The organism is Candidatus Pelagibacter sp. HIMB1611, assembly GCF_052047715.1.
Classification (GTDB): Bacteria; Pseudomonadota; Alphaproteobacteria; order Pelagibacterales; family Pelagibacteraceae; genus Pelagibacter.
In genome coordinates this window covers 99,983-116,867 of sequence record NZ_JBNAJM010000001.1, presented here as the reverse complement: position 1 = coordinate 116,867, position 16,885 = coordinate 99,983, and the positions used below count along the sequence as shown (strand labels likewise).

The 16,885-nt window shown below is 31.3% G+C and carries 16 protein-coding genes; 12 read left to right on the top strand and 4 right to left on the bottom strand.

Features of this window, described 5'->3' with window-relative positions:
- Positions 1-11 precede the first annotated feature (11 nt).
- The gene (locus ACTTAS_RS00640) at positions 12-1,442 is read left to right on the top strand and encodes an aldehyde dehydrogenase family protein (RefSeq protein ID WP_440677959.1); all 1,431 of its coding nucleotides are present in this window, start codon (positions 12-14) and stop codon (positions 1,440-1,442) included.
- On the opposite strand, the gene ACTTAS_RS00635 is transcribed toward ACTTAS_RS00640, so the two are convergent.
- The gene (locus ACTTAS_RS00635; protein WP_440677958.1) at positions 1,439-2,578 is read right to left on the bottom strand and encodes a TauD/TfdA family dioxygenase; all 1,140 of its coding nucleotides are present in this window, start codon (positions 2,576-2,578) and stop codon (positions 1,439-1,441) included. The two genes, ACTTAS_RS00640 and ACTTAS_RS00635, sit on opposite strands and share 4 nt — an antisense overlap.
- Positions 2,578-3,309: a class II aldolase/adducin family protein gene (locus tag ACTTAS_RS00630; protein WP_440677957.1), complete on the bottom strand. Its 732-nt coding sequence runs from the start codon at positions 3,307-3,309 to the stop codon at positions 2,578-2,580. Before ACTTAS_RS00630 ends, ACTTAS_RS00635 begins: the two co-directional genes overlap by 1 nt.
- A gap of 119 nt (positions 3,310-3,428) precedes the next feature.
- Here ACTTAS_RS00630 and ACTTAS_RS00625 point away from each other — a divergent pair, with 119 nt between their 5' ends.
- A complete protein-coding gene (locus ACTTAS_RS00625) occupies positions 3,429-4,454 on the top strand; it encodes a quaternary amine ABC transporter ATP-binding protein (protein WP_440677956.1) in 1,026 nt (341 codons plus the stop codon).
- Between the two features lie 7 nt (positions 4,455-4,461).
- On the opposite strand, the gene ACTTAS_RS00620 is transcribed toward ACTTAS_RS00625, so the two are convergent.
- Positions 4,462-4,860, bottom strand: coding sequence for a GFA family protein (locus tag ACTTAS_RS00620; RefSeq protein ID WP_440677955.1), 399 nt, complete (start codon positions 4,858-4,860; stop codon positions 4,462-4,464).
- Positions 4,861-4,903: 43 nt separating this feature from the next.
- Between ACTTAS_RS00620 and ACTTAS_RS00615 the strand changes: the two genes are divergently transcribed.
- The 10 genes from ACTTAS_RS00615 (at position 4,904) to ACTTAS_RS00570 (ending at position 15,659) form a co-directional block, all read left to right on the top strand.
- Positions 4,904-5,371, top strand: a complete 468-nt coding sequence (locus ACTTAS_RS00615; RefSeq protein WP_440618121.1) for a thioesterase family protein — start codon at positions 4,904-4,906, stop codon at positions 5,369-5,371.
- A 40-nt stretch (positions 5,372-5,411) separates the two neighbouring features.
- On the top strand, positions 5,412-6,365 hold the full coding sequence (locus ACTTAS_RS00610) for a DMT family transporter (RefSeq protein ID WP_440677954.1): 954 nt from the start codon (positions 5,412-5,414) through the stop codon (positions 6,363-6,365).
- The gene (locus ACTTAS_RS00605; protein WP_440677953.1) at positions 6,362-7,330 is read left to right on the top strand and encodes a 2OG-Fe(II) oxygenase family protein; all 969 of its coding nucleotides are present in this window, start codon (positions 6,362-6,364) and stop codon (positions 7,328-7,330) included. Before ACTTAS_RS00610 ends, ACTTAS_RS00605 begins: the two co-directional genes overlap by 4 nt.
- 54 nt (positions 7,331-7,384) lie before the next feature.
- The gene (gene glpD / locus ACTTAS_RS00600; protein ID WP_440677952.1) at positions 7,385-8,536 is read left to right on the top strand and encodes a glycerol-3-phosphate dehydrogenase; all 1,152 of its coding nucleotides are present in this window, start codon (positions 7,385-7,387) and stop codon (positions 8,534-8,536) included.
- A gap of 123 nt (positions 8,537-8,659) precedes the next feature.
- Positions 8,660-9,829 (top strand): LLM class flavin-dependent oxidoreductase, encoded by a 1,170-nt coding sequence (locus ACTTAS_RS00595; RefSeq protein ID WP_440677951.1) that lies wholly within the window; start codon positions 8,660-8,662, stop codon positions 9,827-9,829.
- Positions 9,826-11,529, top strand: a complete 1,704-nt coding sequence (locus ACTTAS_RS00590; RefSeq protein ID WP_440677950.1) for a thiamine pyrophosphate-binding protein — start codon at positions 9,826-9,828, stop codon at positions 11,527-11,529. The genes ACTTAS_RS00595 and ACTTAS_RS00590 overlap by 4 nt, the downstream gene beginning before the upstream one ends.
- Positions 11,526-12,113: an amino acid synthesis family protein gene (locus ACTTAS_RS00585; protein ID WP_440677949.1), complete on the top strand. Its 588-nt coding sequence runs from the start codon at positions 11,526-11,528 to the stop codon at positions 12,111-12,113. The genes ACTTAS_RS00590 and ACTTAS_RS00585 overlap by 4 nt, the downstream gene beginning before the upstream one ends.
- A 6-nt stretch (positions 12,114-12,119) precedes the next feature.
- Complete coding sequence (locus ACTTAS_RS00580) at positions 12,120-12,902, top strand: alpha/beta fold hydrolase (protein WP_440677948.1); 783 nt, start codon at positions 12,120-12,122, stop codon at positions 12,900-12,902.
- Positions 12,895-14,376 (top strand): aldehyde dehydrogenase, encoded by a 1,482-nt coding sequence (locus tag ACTTAS_RS00575; protein ID WP_440677947.1) that lies wholly within the window; start codon positions 12,895-12,897, stop codon positions 14,374-14,376. The genes ACTTAS_RS00580 and ACTTAS_RS00575 overlap by 8 nt, the downstream gene beginning before the upstream one ends.
- 92 nt (positions 14,377-14,468) lie before the next feature.
- A complete protein-coding gene (locus ACTTAS_RS00570) occupies positions 14,469-15,659 on the top strand; it encodes an ABC transporter substrate-binding protein (RefSeq protein ID WP_440618112.1) in 1,191 nt (396 codons plus the stop codon).
- Positions 15,660-15,690: 31 nt separating this feature from the next.
- Here ACTTAS_RS00570 and ACTTAS_RS00565 read toward each other — a convergent pair whose 3' ends face one another.
- On the bottom strand, positions 15,691-16,866 hold the full coding sequence (locus ACTTAS_RS00565) for an MFS transporter (RefSeq protein ID WP_440677946.1): 1,176 nt from the start codon (positions 16,864-16,866) through the stop codon (positions 15,691-15,693).
- Positions 16,867-16,885: the final 19 nt, after the last annotated feature.

The following is a 16,885-nucleotide window of genomic DNA, read 5'->3' as shown; positions in this document are numbered from 1 at the left end:
AAAATAATATCATGTTAGATAAAAGAAAATTTTATATTGATGGTGAATGGGTAGATCCAATTAAAAAAAATGACTTTGATGTTATCAATCCATGTAATGAAGATCCTTGTGCAGTAATTTCTCTAGGGTCTACAGAAGATACAAATAGAGCAGTAAAAGCTGCAAAAACAGCATTTGAAACTTGGAAAGAAACCTCAAAAGAGGAACGAATTAAATTATTAGAAAAATTATTAACTATTTATAAAAAAAGATTTAATGAAATGGCAGAAGCTATTTCATTAGAAATGGGTGCTCCAATGGATTGGTCAACTGATGTTCAAACAGCATCAGGAAGAGATCATTTAGAGGATTTTATATTAAGACTTAAAAATTTTAACTTCGAAGAACATTTTGATGAAAAATCAAATAACCATATTTGTTATGAACCAATTGGAGTTTGTGGATTAATAACTCCTTGGAATTGGCCAATAAATCAAATCGCTCTTAAAGTTGCTCCAGCATTTGCAACTGGTTGTACAATGATTTTAAAACCCTCAGAAATTGCTCCTATATCGGGAATGTTGTTTGCTGAAATGATCCATGAAGCTGGTTTTCCTAAAGGAGTTTTTAACTTAGTAAATGGTGATGGGGCCGGAGTTGGAACAGATATTTCAAGTCATCCAGATATTGATATGGTTTCTTTTACTGGTTCAACAAGAGCTGGGAGATTAATTTCTAAAAATGCCGCTGATACAATTAAAAGAGTTTGTCTTGAACTGGGTGGCAAAGGTGGAAATATTGTTTTTGCTGACAGTTATAAAGATGCAGTGAGAGATGGTATTAGAAATGTAATGAGTAATTCAGGACAATCATGTGATGCACCTACAAGAATGTTGGTCGAAAAATCTATTTATGAAAGAGCAGTAAAAGAAGCTGTTGATGAAGCTAATAAAATTAAAGTTGATCAAGCGACTAAAAAAGGAGATCACATTGGTCCTGTAATTTCGAAAGTTCAGTACGATAAAATTATAAATCTTATTGAAAGTGGAATTTCTGAAGGAGCAACTTTGGCTGCTGGAGGACCAGAATTACCAAATGGTTTAAATAAAGGATATTTTATTAAACCAACTATTTTCACAGATGTTACTAATGAGATGAGAATTGCAAAGGAAGAAATCTTTGGCCCTGTTTTATCAATTATTCCGTTTGATACCGAAGATGAAGCGGTGAAAATTGTAAACGATACTTCATATGGTTTAGGAAATTATCTTCAAACAGATGACAAAGAAAAAGCACATAGAGTTGCAAAAAAATTAAGATCAGGATGTGTTTATATAAACGGTAATGCAGCTGATGTTGGAACTCCTTTTGGTGGTTACAGACAATCTGGAAATGGTAGAGAAGGAGGAGTTTGGGGATTGGAAGAATTTCTAGAAGTAAAAAATGTAACTGGTTGGAATTAATTTGAATTTTGCAAATATCTCAATCTTCCAATAATTTCATCACGATCCATGTAATATCCTTGAAGGTGCCTGTGACCTGAATTTGGATCAAATTCAGTTCTCCCATGAAGCAATCTTCTGTTGTTAAAAGTAAATATATCTCCTGGACCTAATCTAAATTTAATTTGAAATTTATCATCATGTAATAAATTGCCAAATCGATGATGAGCCTTATAAACTTTATCCATTAAATCAGGATGGCAATCTAGAGCATCCATAGTTGCAACACTAAATCTAATGTCGTGATAATCATTATCTTTAGTTAAAGAAATTGCTGGCGCATAATAACTCCTGACAGATTCTTGAGTATAGTCCATGTCTCTAAATTTAAGGTGAACATTAACTAATGTATCAAAGATTTCCTTTTCATTTTTTCTTAAATAATCTGCAACTGCAAATCCATCTACAGCTGAAGAGTCTCCACCATTTGCAGAATTGACCAAACAGTGAAGAAATTGATAACCTGGAGGCGTTTCAAACCAAGGTAAATCCATATGATTTCTCAAAGCATGTGCTGTATAAGCAGAATTATTTGGTTTTGGAATATTGATTACCTCAAATGGAGTTTTAAAAAAAGTTTCCCTAGTATGACTAATTCTGTTTAAAACTTTAAACCCAGAGTTCTCATCTGTGGGTGCATTTTTTACAATTGCAATTCCTGTATGATGTAAAAGTTCTAACCATTTTATTAAACCTTGATCTGAATTAATAATTTCATCATGATCAATTTCTACAGTTTTTAAGTGATCCTGGAGAGAATTATCCCAAAGCTTATAGGGTGATTTGTATTCTAGATTGTTTTTAATAGTGTAACAGTTATTTCTTAACCAGCTTTGATCGTAATAACTTATATGATCCCCTTCGCTCCACTCAATTTGGAGCTTACCATCATTGTTCAAAGAAAATTTTTTAGGATTTATATCTTTAGATACTTTGAGAATGTTAAACATTCTATGACGAGAATCTTTATCGTGTGCTGTAGGACAATTATCTCTTAACCACAAATAATTAAACTTGCTTTTTTTCCCATCACTCCAATCAACTTCTAAATTAGTAGAATTTTTAGTTATATTTTCAATTTTATAATTTTGTTCCATCAACTTTTATAATTTGAATTTTCACGATCTAGTTTTCTTAATAATGCAGCCCATTCTGTTTTTCCATCATAATTATAATCTTCTGAACTACTCATATTGTCCCAAAAATAAGCAGCTTTTTGTTTATCTATTTCATGTTTAGTTAATCCCATAGATAAGTTTTTAACTTGAACAGTGCATGCTTGTTCTAAATAATAAGCTCTAAAAAATGCTTCTGCAGCAGTTTTACCTACAGTGTAGTATCCATGATTTCTTGTAATTAAAATATCGTGCTTGCCTATAAGGTTTTCAAATTTTTTTCCAAAATCTTTATCTTCAACAAATTCATAATCGATATATCCAATTAAATGATTTAAATATACTGCTGCTTGTGAAAGATACATCAAACCTTCTTTAGTTCCTCCGACTGCCATAACATCGTTAGCATGTCCGTGAACATAAAAGTTAACATCAGAACGTGAATTAAAAATCCATTGTGCAAGATTGATACAACCATCATTTAACCATGGTCCATCTGAATTTATTTTTCTACCATCTTTATCAATCTTTACTAGAGAGGATGCTGTAATCTCTTCATAAAACATTCCATAAGGATGAACAAAAGAACAATCTTTATCTTCAGCTGATCTAGCCCCTGCGCATTGATTAGCTAAATCTGTCATCCCATACATGTGTAAAATTCTATAAAGAGCAGATAGTTCGCATCGAATATCTTGATCTGATTTGGTCATTATTTAAATGATTATTTAAATGACTAACAAAATCAAACAAAATCGAATTTATAAAAATCAATTTTGAGTTGTATAGAAATTGTTTTACATTATGCTCTATGAACTGTTAGAACTTACTGATGTCAAAAATCGAAATCAACAACGTATATAAAATCTTTGGTAATAATCCAAAATCAGTACTTCCAATGGTCAAGCAAGGTTCAACTAAAGATGAAATATTAGAAAAAACTGGGCACACAGTTGGTTTAGATAATGTTTCTCTTAAAATTGAGGAAGGCGAAACGTTTGTTTGCATGGGTCTTTCGGGCTCAGGAAAATCCACATTAATTAGACATTTAAATAGACTTATTGATCCAACTGATGGTGAAATTTTGGTTGAGGGCACAAATGTGATGTCGCTTGATAAAGAAAAGCTAATTGAGTTTAGAAGACACAAAATGAGTATGGTCTTCCAAAGGTTTGGTTTATTCCCGCACAAAACAGTCTTGCAAAATGTTGGATATGGTTTGGAAATGCAAGGTAAGTCCGAAGATGAGAGAAATAAAATCTCAATGGAAAAAATTGATGCTGTTGGATTAAATGGATTTGAAAATCAATATCCAAATCAATTATCTGGTGGAATGCAGCAGCGTGTAGGTTTAGCAAGAGCATTAGCAACTGATACGGACATAATGTTGATGGATGAAGCTTTTAGTGCTCTAGATCCACTAATAAGAAGTGATATGCAAAAACAACTTATTGATCTTCAATCAGAATTAAAAAAAACAATTGTATTTATTACTCATGATCTTGATGAGTCATTGAGGTTAGGTGACCATATTGGAATTTTAAATTCAGGAAAATTAGTACAAGTTGGAACTCCAGAAGAAATTATAATGAACCCTGCAGATGATTACGTAAAAGCTTTTGTTAAAGATGTGAATAGAGCAAAAGTAATCAAAGCAAAAATAATTATGAAAAATTTAAATGAATCTGAAAATATTGATAAATCAAACGTCATTAAAGTGAATGAAGATCAATTTATTGAGGAATTTTTACCTCAAATAGTTTGTTCAGACTCAAATTGTGAAGTGGTTGATAAGAATGGTAATATTAAGGGCTATATTACTAATCAAGAATTGCAGTCTTCTTTAACTAAATCTTAAAATAATTTTATTTAGCAAATCTTTTATATTTTGGAAGTTTGTCATTGATTTGATAAAAATCTGACTTTGAACCTACAAATATATTTCTAAAAGTTTTTAGTTTTGTTTTACCATCAAACATTCCTGCGGAAATTGAAACATTGTCAGATTTATCAACTTTAAAAAATATACTTGCCCCACATTTATTGCAAAAACCTCTCTTGGAATTCTTAGATGACTTAAACCACTTTAAAGTAGTTTTGTTTAAAAACTTAAGTTCTTTGTCTTTAATATTTGTATAGGCTCCAAATACACCATGAGTTTTTCTGCATTGCACACAATGGCAATTAGATACACTTCTTAGTTTATTAAGTGTTTTAAACTTTACACCTTTGCATAAACAACTGCCTGTTAATACTTTTTTCATAAAAACTTTATTATATGATATTAATGTTAAATTAAAAAAATAAATGTCTGTTTTTCTTAAAAGCTTCAATATCACAAAGAACTGGGTTGATTATAACAATCATATGAACATGGCTTATTATGTTTTGATATTTGATGAAGCATGGGAAGTAGCGCTTGAAAAGTTTAAAATGGGAGCAAGTGCAGCAAAAAATCTTAATAGAAGCACTATGGTTGTTGAGACAAACACTAAATATATTAATGAGGTCAAAGAAGGTGAAACTGTTGATATAAACCTCACTTACTTTGACCATGATAAAAAACGATTACATTTAAAAATGGAAATGGTTACAAAAGAGACTAAAAAAATCTCAGCATCGATGGAATGGATATCTCTATACATTGATCTCAACAAAAGAAAGGTTACCGAATTCGAAGAAGAAAAGTTGAAGTTGATGGCTAATTTTATAAAGGAAAATGAAGCTGAATTTTCAAGTGAAAATCTTTTGTTCTCTTCAAAACTGAAGAAATAATTAAATATTATTCATTATCTTATTTTGGTATAGGTGCGAAATGAGTACCGATAATAACTCTAAAGGAATTGTTCTTATTATTATTGCAATGACTTTATTTGCAATGCAGGACTCATTAATCAAATTTATATTTGAAAAAGCAGCATTATATGAAATTTTTTTTGGGAGATACTTTGTTGCTGCAATTTTATTGTTTTGCTACATCAAATTTAAACAGCAAAAGGTTAGTTTAAAAACGCATTATCCAATATTAACTTTGGTAAGAGTAATTTTACATTTTTTAGCTTTTTCTGCATTTTTTATTTCTCTAACTTACATGCCATTAGCAACAGCTAATGCGCTTTTTTTCTCCTGCCCTTTTTTTGTATCAATCTTTGCTAAATTTTTTTTAAAGGAATTTATTGGAATTAGAAGATGGTCTGCAATTGTATTTGGTTTTATTGGTGTGTTTATAGTTTTAGATCCAAATTTTTCAGATTTTGAATACAAAAGTCTGCTTCCTGTCGGATGTGCATTTTTTTATGCAGCCTCGATGACAATTACAAAATACACCTCTGATAAAGATGATGTAAATACTCAATTATTTTATTTCTATTTAATTGCGCTCATATTATGTGGAGTTATTTATCTGTTTATGGGCAATGGTCAGTTTAACAATTCTAATTTTGATCCAACAACTCAATTTATTTTTAGAGAATGGTTTTCTAACTTTGATTACACATGGAAATTTATATTATTTTTTGGTGTAGCAGCATCAATTGCTTTTCTTTGTATATTTTCTGCATACATAGTTGCCTCTCCATCGGTTGTTTCTTTATTTGAATACTCTCTAATTATAATGTCGATGATACCTGGGTATTTCCTATTTAATGAAATTCCATCTGGAAGAACATTTCTAGGTGTTGCCTGTATAATAGCAGCAGGAATATATATCTATTTAAGAGAAAGAGTTAGAGAGCAATACATTGCTACGGAAACACCAATTAGAAGATGACCAAAAATTATATACCTACAATTAACATATCATCACTTATTAAAAATAATTTTGAGACCCAGAGTGCGTTAAAAACAATTAAAGAAATTGAGAAAGCTTGTGTAAATATAGGTTTTTTTCAAGTGACTGGACATGGTCTCAATTTGAAAGAAATTAATAAAATATGTGGAATAGGAAACAAGTTCTTCAATTTGTCAGACAGTAAAAAAAGGAAATTATCACCAAAAAAATGGAATAAAAAAAATAACAATCTTTACAGAGGTTATTTTCCAAATGATGTAAATGGAAAAGAGGGTTTGGATATAGGAGATTTAAAAATTACTAAGAAATATTCTTCAAAAACCAGAAACCAATACATTGAATATTTAGATCTAAATAAATGTTTTAACAAAACTTCTATTCAGGCCTTGAATAAATATTTTGAAAATATTTACAATTTAAGTGAAACTTTGTTTAAAAGTGTAATTAAATTAAATAAACTTGATCCAAATATTTCAAACAAAGCTTTTTCAAGGTTAAAAACTTTAAGTACTTTAAGATTTAATTATTATCCAAATCAAACAAGGCCAGTGGAGATATCAAAACAAGATGGAGTTGCACTTGGATGTGAAACGCATGTAGATAGTGGAATATTTACAGTTCTATATCAAGATAAAAAAGGTGGTCTTCAAGTACAGAATAGAAAAACGAAAAAATGGAATGATGTACCATTTAATAAAAAAGCTTTGGTGGTAAATACAGGAAGAGCTTTAGAGTTTTTAAGTAAAGGTAAATTTAAAGCCACAAATCACAGAGTGCTATGGAACAAAAGCAAGAGACTTTCCATTCCATTCTTCTTTGAGCCTTCTTATGACTTTAAAATGAATAAATCTTTCCTTAATTCAAAAAAATATTCTAATACAGGTCAGATTTACGAAAAATTTCTAAATCAATCTTTAAAAAAATTTATTGAATACCAACGTTAGAATAATTTAAGTCGTTGAAAATTTATTATTACATTTTATAAACAATTCGGTTTGATGTCTAAAGTATTTGATTTATTCATAATAGGTGGCGGTATAAATGGAGCCGGTATCGCAAGGGATGCTTCTGGAAGAGGTTTGTCTGTATGTTTGGCAGATAAAGGAGAAATAGGAGGAGCAACTTCTTCTTGGTCAACAAAATTAATTCATGGTGGTCTTCGTTATCTGGAAAATTACGAATTTAAATTAGTAAGAGAGTCTCTTAAAGAAAGAGAAATTGTTTACAAAATTGCAAGACACATCTCAAAACCAATTCCATTCATTATTCCTCATACTGATAAAATTAGACCAGCATGGTTAATTAAATTTGGTTTACTTTTGTATGATAATTTAGGTGGAAAAACTAATATTCCAAAATCAAAAACATTAGATCTTAATAAAAAATTTCCAAATATTCTTAAGGAGAAATTCAAAACTGGTTTTCAATATTACGATATTCAAATTGATGATAAAAAATTAACAAAACTAAATGCACAAGATGCAAAAAAAAATAAAGCTAAAATACTAGAATACAATAAAGTTAAAAAAGCTGAAATTATTAATAATGAATGGGTCATTAGTCTTCAAGATAGAAAAAAAATAAAATCAAAAGTTTTAATAAATGCATCAGGACCATGGATAAATGAAACTTTGCATAAAAATATAAAAATAAAATCTAAAAATAAAATCAGATTAGTTAAAGGTAGTCACATAATTACAAAGAAATTATACAAAGAAGATGTTGCATTTACATTTCAAAATACAGACAAAAGAATAATTTTTGTAATTCCCTACAAAAAGAAATTTTCATTAATTGGAACAACTGAAGTGGAAGTTAAATCTCCAGAAAATACTGTAATATCAAAACAAGAAACTCAATATTTAATTCGATCAGTAAATAATTATTTAAAAAAACAAATCAGCAAAAAAGATATAGTTGATACTTATTCAGGAATAAGACCACTAATAGAGGATTTTAAGGAAGCCTCAAAAGTTACAAGAGATTATGTTTTTGATTTAAACATTGTAAAGAAATTACCTCTTTTAAACATTTATGGAGGAAAACTTACTACATACAGAAAGCTGTCTGAAAAAGTCCTATTAGATCTTAAAAAGTTTTTACCCAAAACAAAAAAAGGTCCATGGACAGATAAAAAGAGGCTTTTTTAGATTTCCACTGCTATTAAAAAGTGATATCGTTATTTTATAAAGCGATACATAACTCGTCGTTAAAATCAAAGATTTACGAAAGTGGGATCGGTCGTCTTTAAATTAACTTTTAAAGGAGGCTTTATGAAATTTGGTTATTTTTGCAATACCACTAACTGGACACACAAACCATATCATCAATTATTAGACGAAACTAAAGAAATCACAGAATATTGTGATCAAAATAATTGGAACTCTATTTGGTTTACTGAACACCACTTTAATCATGAAGGAATGGAGTCATGCACTAACCCAATAATGATGGGGGTAGATGCAGCTGCGAGAACAAAAAATATTAGAATAGGACAAGCTGCAAATGTAATTACATTTCATAATCCTATAAGACTGGCAGAGGATATTGCTACGCTAGATCAACTTTCAAAAGGAAGAGTTGAAGTAGGTGTTGCTAGAGGAATTTACGGTAGAGAAGCAATCAATTTGAACAAAGAAGCTGATCTTAAAGACCAGGCAAAAAACTTCAGATTGTTTGCTGAAACACTTGAAGTGCTAAAAAAAGCATGGAGTGAAAAGTTTTTTAGTCATCAAGGTGAGTTTTATACATATCCTTCTCCAAATTATGTTTGGCAACATGACATGAGTCCACCAAGTGAAGAATTTATGAATATGGAAGATAACACGATGAAAAAAATTAGTGTTTTGCCACAACCTTTTCAGAAACCTTATCCTCCTATCCATCAAGTAGTTGATGGAATTAGATCAATTGAGTGGGCAGCTGAGAATAATATTAATATTATAATGTGGATACCAACAGTAAAAGCTCTAAAGGCAAAATTTGAAGCTTATAAAAATAAAAGATCTGAAGTAACCAAAAAAAATATTCCTTTAGGTGAAGGTGTATCTCTTGTTAGAGATATGTTTGTAGCTGATACAATGGAAGAAGCTAAAGAAAAAGCTGGTGAACACATGGTAAACTATATGCGTTGGGTTTGTCATTGGCGTGGTCTAAGCAATCATATGGATCCAGGTGAAGAACTTCCAGAAACCAAAGGTAAGCTGGATTTATTAAATTATGAATTTTTACACAAAAGAAATATGTTATTTGGAACGCCTGAATATGTGATTGATAAAATTCATGAATTAAAATCTGAATTAAATTTACAAAACTTACAAGTTTGGTCAAACTTTCCTGGAGTGAAACATAATGATTGCATGAAAAGTATTAAACTTTTTACAGAAAAAGTTATGCCTCATTTTCAAGATGATTTAGGTACTGAAGTTAAAAAAGTTTCGTGATCAATTCCAAAAAAAAAATAAGTGGTGGTCAAGCTGCCGTTAAAGCTCTTAAGAGAGAAAAAACTAAACATGTTTTTGGTTTAATTGGTTCTGCAACAATGGAAATGTTTGATGCTCTTTATCATGAAAAAAGTATAAAATTTATTGGAGTTAGAGACGAAAGAACAGGCACTCATATGGCTGATGGATATGCAAGAGCATCTAATAAGCATGGTGTAATTATTGCAGGCCAAAATGGACCAGGTGCAACAAATTTAGTAACTGGAGTAGCGCAAGCAAAAGCCGCTTTCTCCCCTGTAGTTGCGATTGCAGGTTCTTACTCAACAAAAGATAAAATGGAAGATGCTTTTCAAGGCCTAGATCAACAATCCTTGTTTGCTCCAATTACAAAAAAGACTTGGACTGTAAAAAATTCTAAGATTGTTCCTAAAGTAATTGGCGATGCATTTGATTTATCAATGAAACCAAGAAGAGGACCTGTTTGTATCAACCTTCCAAGAAACATATTGGCGGAAAAAAATAATTACAATATTAATTTAAATAACCCTTCGTTCTCTAGTGAAAGTAATCTTAAAGGAAATAAAGAGAGAATAAATAAAGCAACTAAATTGCTACTGAAATCAAAAAATCCAACAATAATTGTTGGGGCTGGAATTAAATATAACTCAAAATATAGAGAAGTTATTAAATTGGCAGAATTGCTTAATGTTCCAATTGTTACAGCCGCAGGTCATGGAGATGCCATACCATTTAATCATAAATTAAATGCAGGGCAAATGGGACCAAGAGGCAATCCTGTTGCATCAAGATTAGTCAAAGAAGCAGATGTTATTTTGACTATCGGTACTCGACTAGGATTTAATTCAACATTTTACTCTTATGAAAATATAAATAAAAAAGCAAAAATAATTCAAATTGAATTAGAAAAAAAAATGATTGGAAAATATTTTCCAGTATCAATAGGAATTCATGCAGATGCTGCAACAGCAACTGTTCAATTATATAAAGAAATTAAAAAAGCAAAAATCAAATTAGATGCAAAAAAATGGACTGATTTGTATATTAAAGAAAGAAAAGAATTTTTAAATAATAGAGAAAGTGAAAATTTAGGAAAAAATTTTCCAATCCAGCCGAAAGGTTTGTTTAAACAACTAAGAAAAGTTTTACCTAAAAATTCGGCCATCACTTTAGATGCAGGAACCTTGTGCTTACAAGCAACAGACGCTTTAGAATACTATGATCCCCCTTCTCTATTTACACCTTTAGATTTTGGCCTAGTTGGTTTCTCTTTTGCTTGTGGACTTGGAGTTAAAGTTGCAAAACCAAAAAAAACAGTTGTAAGTTTGATGGGCGATGGTGGTTTTGGAATGACTATTTCTGAATTAAGCACAGCTGTTGAATATGGAATAAATACAACAACTATCGTGATGAATAATCAAAGTTGGGGAGCCGAAAAAGCTTATCAAAAAGATTTTTTTGGTAAAAGATATTTAGGTGCTGATATAACAAGTCCATCTTTTGATAAAGTTGCCGAATTATATGGGGCGACAGGATTTAAAGTTAAAAAAGTTTCTGAAATAAATGAAGCAGTTAGAGCAGCAATTAAAAGCAATAAACCCTCTGTGATTGATGTTGATGTAGATCCGAAAGCATTATACAGTTTTAGACGAGATAGTTTTCAACATAGAATTAAAAAATGAAATTAGAACTAAGAAAATTTACAAAATTTGTAGACAAAACTTTTATTGAAGGAGGCAAGGAAGCAAAAGAGCCTGTATTATTAGTATCTGTTGCTGCAGTTTTTAAAAATCCTTGGCATGGACAAGGCTTTGTGGAAAATTTAAGACCTGTGATTTTAGATCTTGCACCAAAATTGGGAGATATACTTGTACCAGAACTGATCAAAGAAATTGGTTCCCCAGAAAAAATACTAGCATACGGTAAAGCAGGAGTGGTTGGATTGGATGGAGAAATAGAGCATGCATCTGCTTTTATTCACACCTTGAGATTTGGAAATAAATTTAGAGACGCTGTGGGAGGCACATCTTATTTAAGTTTTACAAATACAAGAGGACCGGCAGGATCAAAAATTTCTATTCCGATGATGCATAAAACTGACTCTGGGTTAAGACCTTATTATCTAACACATGAATTTACTATTCATGATGCACCATTTAACGATGAAGTAGTTATTGCAATAGGTGGGGCATCTAGTGGAAGAGCACATGCTAGAACTGGTGATCGATATCAAGATATGAAAGAAATGGGTATTGAACCCAAATAAATCTTGATGACCACTGGAACTACTGCTTCTGGAACTTTTTACTCGTATAACAAGAAAGACCAAGAAATTCCAATTGTATTTGTTCATGGTGTAGGTTTAACCCACGAGATTTGGAAACCTCAATTAGATTTTTTTAATGATTATAGTACTCTTACATATGATATTCTTGGTCATGGAAAATCATCTTTAGATAAGCAAATAATTTCGTTTGATGACTTTTCGGATCAATTAATTGATTTAATTAACCACCTTAATATAAAAAAAATTCATTTGGTTGGTTTTTCAATAGGTTCTTTGATTGCGAGGAATTTTGCTATCAGTCACAGTTCACATTTACAATCACTAACTCTTTTATGCTCAATATATAAAAGGACCGAAGAGCAACAAAAAATTGTAAATCAAAGATTTGAACAAGCAAAGAAAGATCTTAAATTGTCAAGACAAGCTCTTAAAAGATGGTTCACAGACAAGTATATTGAAAACCATCCAAGTATTTATGATAAAATTAGCTCTATTTTAGCAGCTAATAATATGGAGCATTTTCTGAAAGTTTATGAGCTGTTTGTAAAACATCAAAATGATGAGGATTTTAATAAAATTCAAAACCACACTTTAGTTATGACTGGAGAATATGACATTGGCTCTACCGTTAAAATGTCTCAAGAATTGAATGCTTTAATACCAAAAAGCCGATTAAAGATAATCAAGGATGGAAAACATCTTTGTGGTATTGAGTGTGCCGATGATGTAAATTCATCTCTAAACAATTTTATCAAAGAAAATGAGTAAACTTAAAAAATATCAAATGTATATTGATGGACAGTGGGTTGATGCTGAAAACAATAAAACATTTGAAACTTTAAACCCTGAAAATAATGAACCTTGGGCAATTGTTCCAGAAGCAAGTGCTAAAGATACTGATAAAGCGGTTAAAGCTGCGCAAAAAGCTTTTGAAGGTGAATGGCCTAAATTACTTCCTAAGGAAAGAGCAAAATTTTTAAGAGCTATTGGGGACCAGTTAAGAGAAAATGCAGAAATGCTTGGGGAAATAGAAACAATAGATACAGGAAAATTGTTTAGAGAAACAAATAAACAAGCAATCTATATTGCAGAATACTATGATTACTATGCAGGTTTAGCTGATAAAGTTGAGGGTACAGTTTTGCCAATTGATAAACCAAATATTCAAGCAATAACCACTAGAATACCGATAGGTGTGGTGGCAGCCATTATCCCTTGGAACTCTCAAATGTTTTTAACTGCTACTAAATTGGCTCCAGCACTTGCAATGGGAAATACTGTTGTAATTAAATCATCAGAACTAGCGCCTGCGGTATTATTTGAATTTGCCAAATTAATTGAAAAAACTGGGATACCCAAAGGAGTAGTAAATGTCATAACTGGATTTGGAGATCCATGTGGAAAAACTTTAACAACTCATGATTTAGTTGAAAAAATTGCTTTCACAGGTGGACCAGAAACCGCAAGACATATAGTTAAAAATTCAGCAGAAAATCTTTCTGAAGTGAGTTTAGAACTTGGAGGAAAAAGTCCAGTGGCTGTTTTTGATGATGCCGAGCAAGAAAATGCAATTAATGGAATTACAGCAGGAATTTTTGGAGCAAGTGGTCAAAGTTGTATAGCTGGTTCAAGACTTTATATTCAAAAAGGTATTTATGACGAATTTTTAAACAAACTTTCTGAAAGAGCTTCTAAAATCAAAATAGGAGCACCTATGGATCCTGAAACTGAAATGGGCCCATTGAGTAATTTTAAACAATTAGAAACAATAGAAAAAAATATTAAAGAAACTATTGATCAAGGTGGAAAAATTAAATGTGGTGGTGAGAGACATTCTTTTTCAAATAAAGGTTATTACTTTCCACCGACTATAATTGAATGTGATAATCATAATTTACCTGTTGCAGAAAATGAATTATTTGGACCTGTTTTATCAGTAATGAAATTTGATACTGAAGAAGAGGTTATCTCAAAAATGAATGACAATCAGTATGGATTATCTTCAGGAGTATATACCAGCAATCTATCTAGAGGTATGAGAGTATCAAAAGCAATTAGAGCTGGAATAACATTTGTTAATACTTACAGATTAATTTCCCCGTCGGCTCCATTTGGAGGTATCAAGGATAGTGGATACGGTAAAGAGGCAGGAATTGACTCAATTAAAGATTACACAAGAGTAAAAACAACTTGGTTCTACACATCGGATGAACCATCTTTAGACCCATTCTCTATTAGATAATACTTTAAAATAAGCCAATTTTGTCATTGAATATTCAGATTATTCATACTTAAATTAGATTTTATAAATTGTTAACAATAATGAGGAAGATAATGAGAAAACTATTTATCGCTGCATTTATGTTTGTATCAAGCTTTGGTTCAAACGTTATGGCAGACGGACATTCGATCAAAATGGGAATCATTTTAGGATTTACAGGTCCTATTGAATCTCTTACTCCAGCTATGGCTGCATCTGCAGAGCTTGCATTTAAAGAAGCTTCAGATTCAGGTTCATTACTTGGTGGAAAAAAAATTGAAGCAATGAGAGCAGACTCAACTTGTGTTGACTCAGCAGCAGCAACAGCGGCAGCTGAAGGTTTAATTTCAGGTGGTGTAGCTGCAATTATGGGAGCTGACTGTTCAGGTGTAACAGGTGCTATTGCAACAAATGTTGCTGTACCAAACGGTGTTGTAATGATTTCACCTTCAGCAACCTCTCCAGGATTAACTACTCTAGATGATAATGGATATTTCTTTAGAACTGCTCCATCAGATGCTAGAGGTGGTCAAATTTTAGCTGACATTACTAAAGACAGAAAAGTAAAAAGCATTGCAATCACTTATACTAACAATGACTATGGAAAAGGTTTAGCTGATGTTTACAAAGCAGCAGTTGAAGCTCATGGTATTAAAGTTACAACTGTAACTGCTCATGAAGATGGTAAAGCAGATTACTCATCAGAAGTAGCAACTCTTGCTTCTGCTGGTGGTGATGCTGTAGCAGTTATTGGTTATCTTGACCAAGGAGGAAAAGGAATTATTCAGGCTTCTTTAGACTCTGGTGCATTTGATACTTTCGTATTATCAGATGGTATGATTGGTCAATCATTAGTTGATGCATTTGGTAAAGACTTGAGCAAATCATTTGGATCTCTACCAGGTTCTACTGGTAAAGGTGCTGGTGTATTTGCAGAAGTTGCAAAAGCTGGTGGTATAGATTCATCTGGTCCTTACACTGGAGAGTCTTACGATGCAGCTGCTTTAATAGTTCTTGCAATGCAAGCAGGTAATTCTGCTGACAGAGCATCTATTGCAAAAAATGTAATGGATGTTGCTAACGCTCCTGGTACTAAAATCTACCCAGGTGAATTAAAGAAAGGTTTAGACTTACTAGCAAAAGGTAAAAAGATAAATTACGAAGGTGCTACTGGAGTATCTTTTACTGAAGTTGGTGAAGCTGAAGGTTCTTTCTTAGAGCAAGAAGTTAAAGGCGGAAAATTCAAAACTAAAAAACAAAGATAATTTAAATCTTATTTTAAAAAGCCCTGGTAAATTAGTTTGCTGGGGCTTTTTTTATATCTGCTCTCAAAATTACAAATAAAATAATTATCAAAAAAGGAATGCACATAAAATTTACCATTTTCCAACTCAACAATGAAATTAAAATTCCTGCTGATAAACTTCCAATTGCTGTAGCAGAAAAAACTATTAGATCATTAAATCCTTGGGCTTTAAATTTTTCTTGCTCATTGTAAGTGGTAACTAACAAGCTAGTTCCTGAGATATATAGAAGATTCCATCCTATACCTAAAAATATCAATGAGGCAAAATAATTTATAAAAGTTGGTTCAAATAAGCTTAATGATATTGTCAAAGCATAAAAAAAAACTCCCATGTACATTATATTTGAAAAACCAAATCTCTTTATTAGGTTACCTGTGAACAATGATGGGAGAAACATTCCAAGTACGTGAAATTGGATAACCAGTCCAACTTTGTCTACACTTAATTTATGGACATAATGCATACTAATTGGAGTAGCTGTCATTAAAAATGCCATAACCACATAACCAAAAGTAGCAGCTACCATTGCTTGTAAAAATTTTGGATCAGAGACAAATTCTTTGTAAGTCCTAACATTGGAATATGTTGAATTATTTTTATTAGTAATTTTTGAATTTTTATAAAAACTTAAAAAAATTGCAGGCATTATAGTAAGACATGCTAATGCGATATACGATCCAACATAAACATGATCACTAATTAAATCTTTTGTTTTATTTGCTAAAGTAATTCCTATAAATGCAGAGACAATTCCAGCTAACAAAAGCATAGAAACTGCCTTGGGTGCTTTATCTTTTTCAACTGTTTCAGCTGCTGCAAATCTATACTGATGAATGAAAGCCATTCCAGTACCAAGTAAAAAACAAGAAAATGAAAATATTATGAAGCTATTAATAAAGATTGAGTAAGCAGCAAGTAAACAAGCTAAAGAGCTACCTATAGATGCCAAAACAAAACCTAAACGTCTGCCAATAATTGACATAACTTTTGCAGCAAAAATAGTAGAGATTGCTATACCAACTACATAAATTGAAGGAGGAAAAGTAGCTAATGATTTAATAGTTGAAAGCTGACTTCCGATTATTCCACTTAAAAAAACTGTTACATTGGCTGCTGTGAAACCAAAAACTTGGCTTGAAATAAGAAGTGAAAGATTTCTGTTCATTAAAACATATACTTGTCAG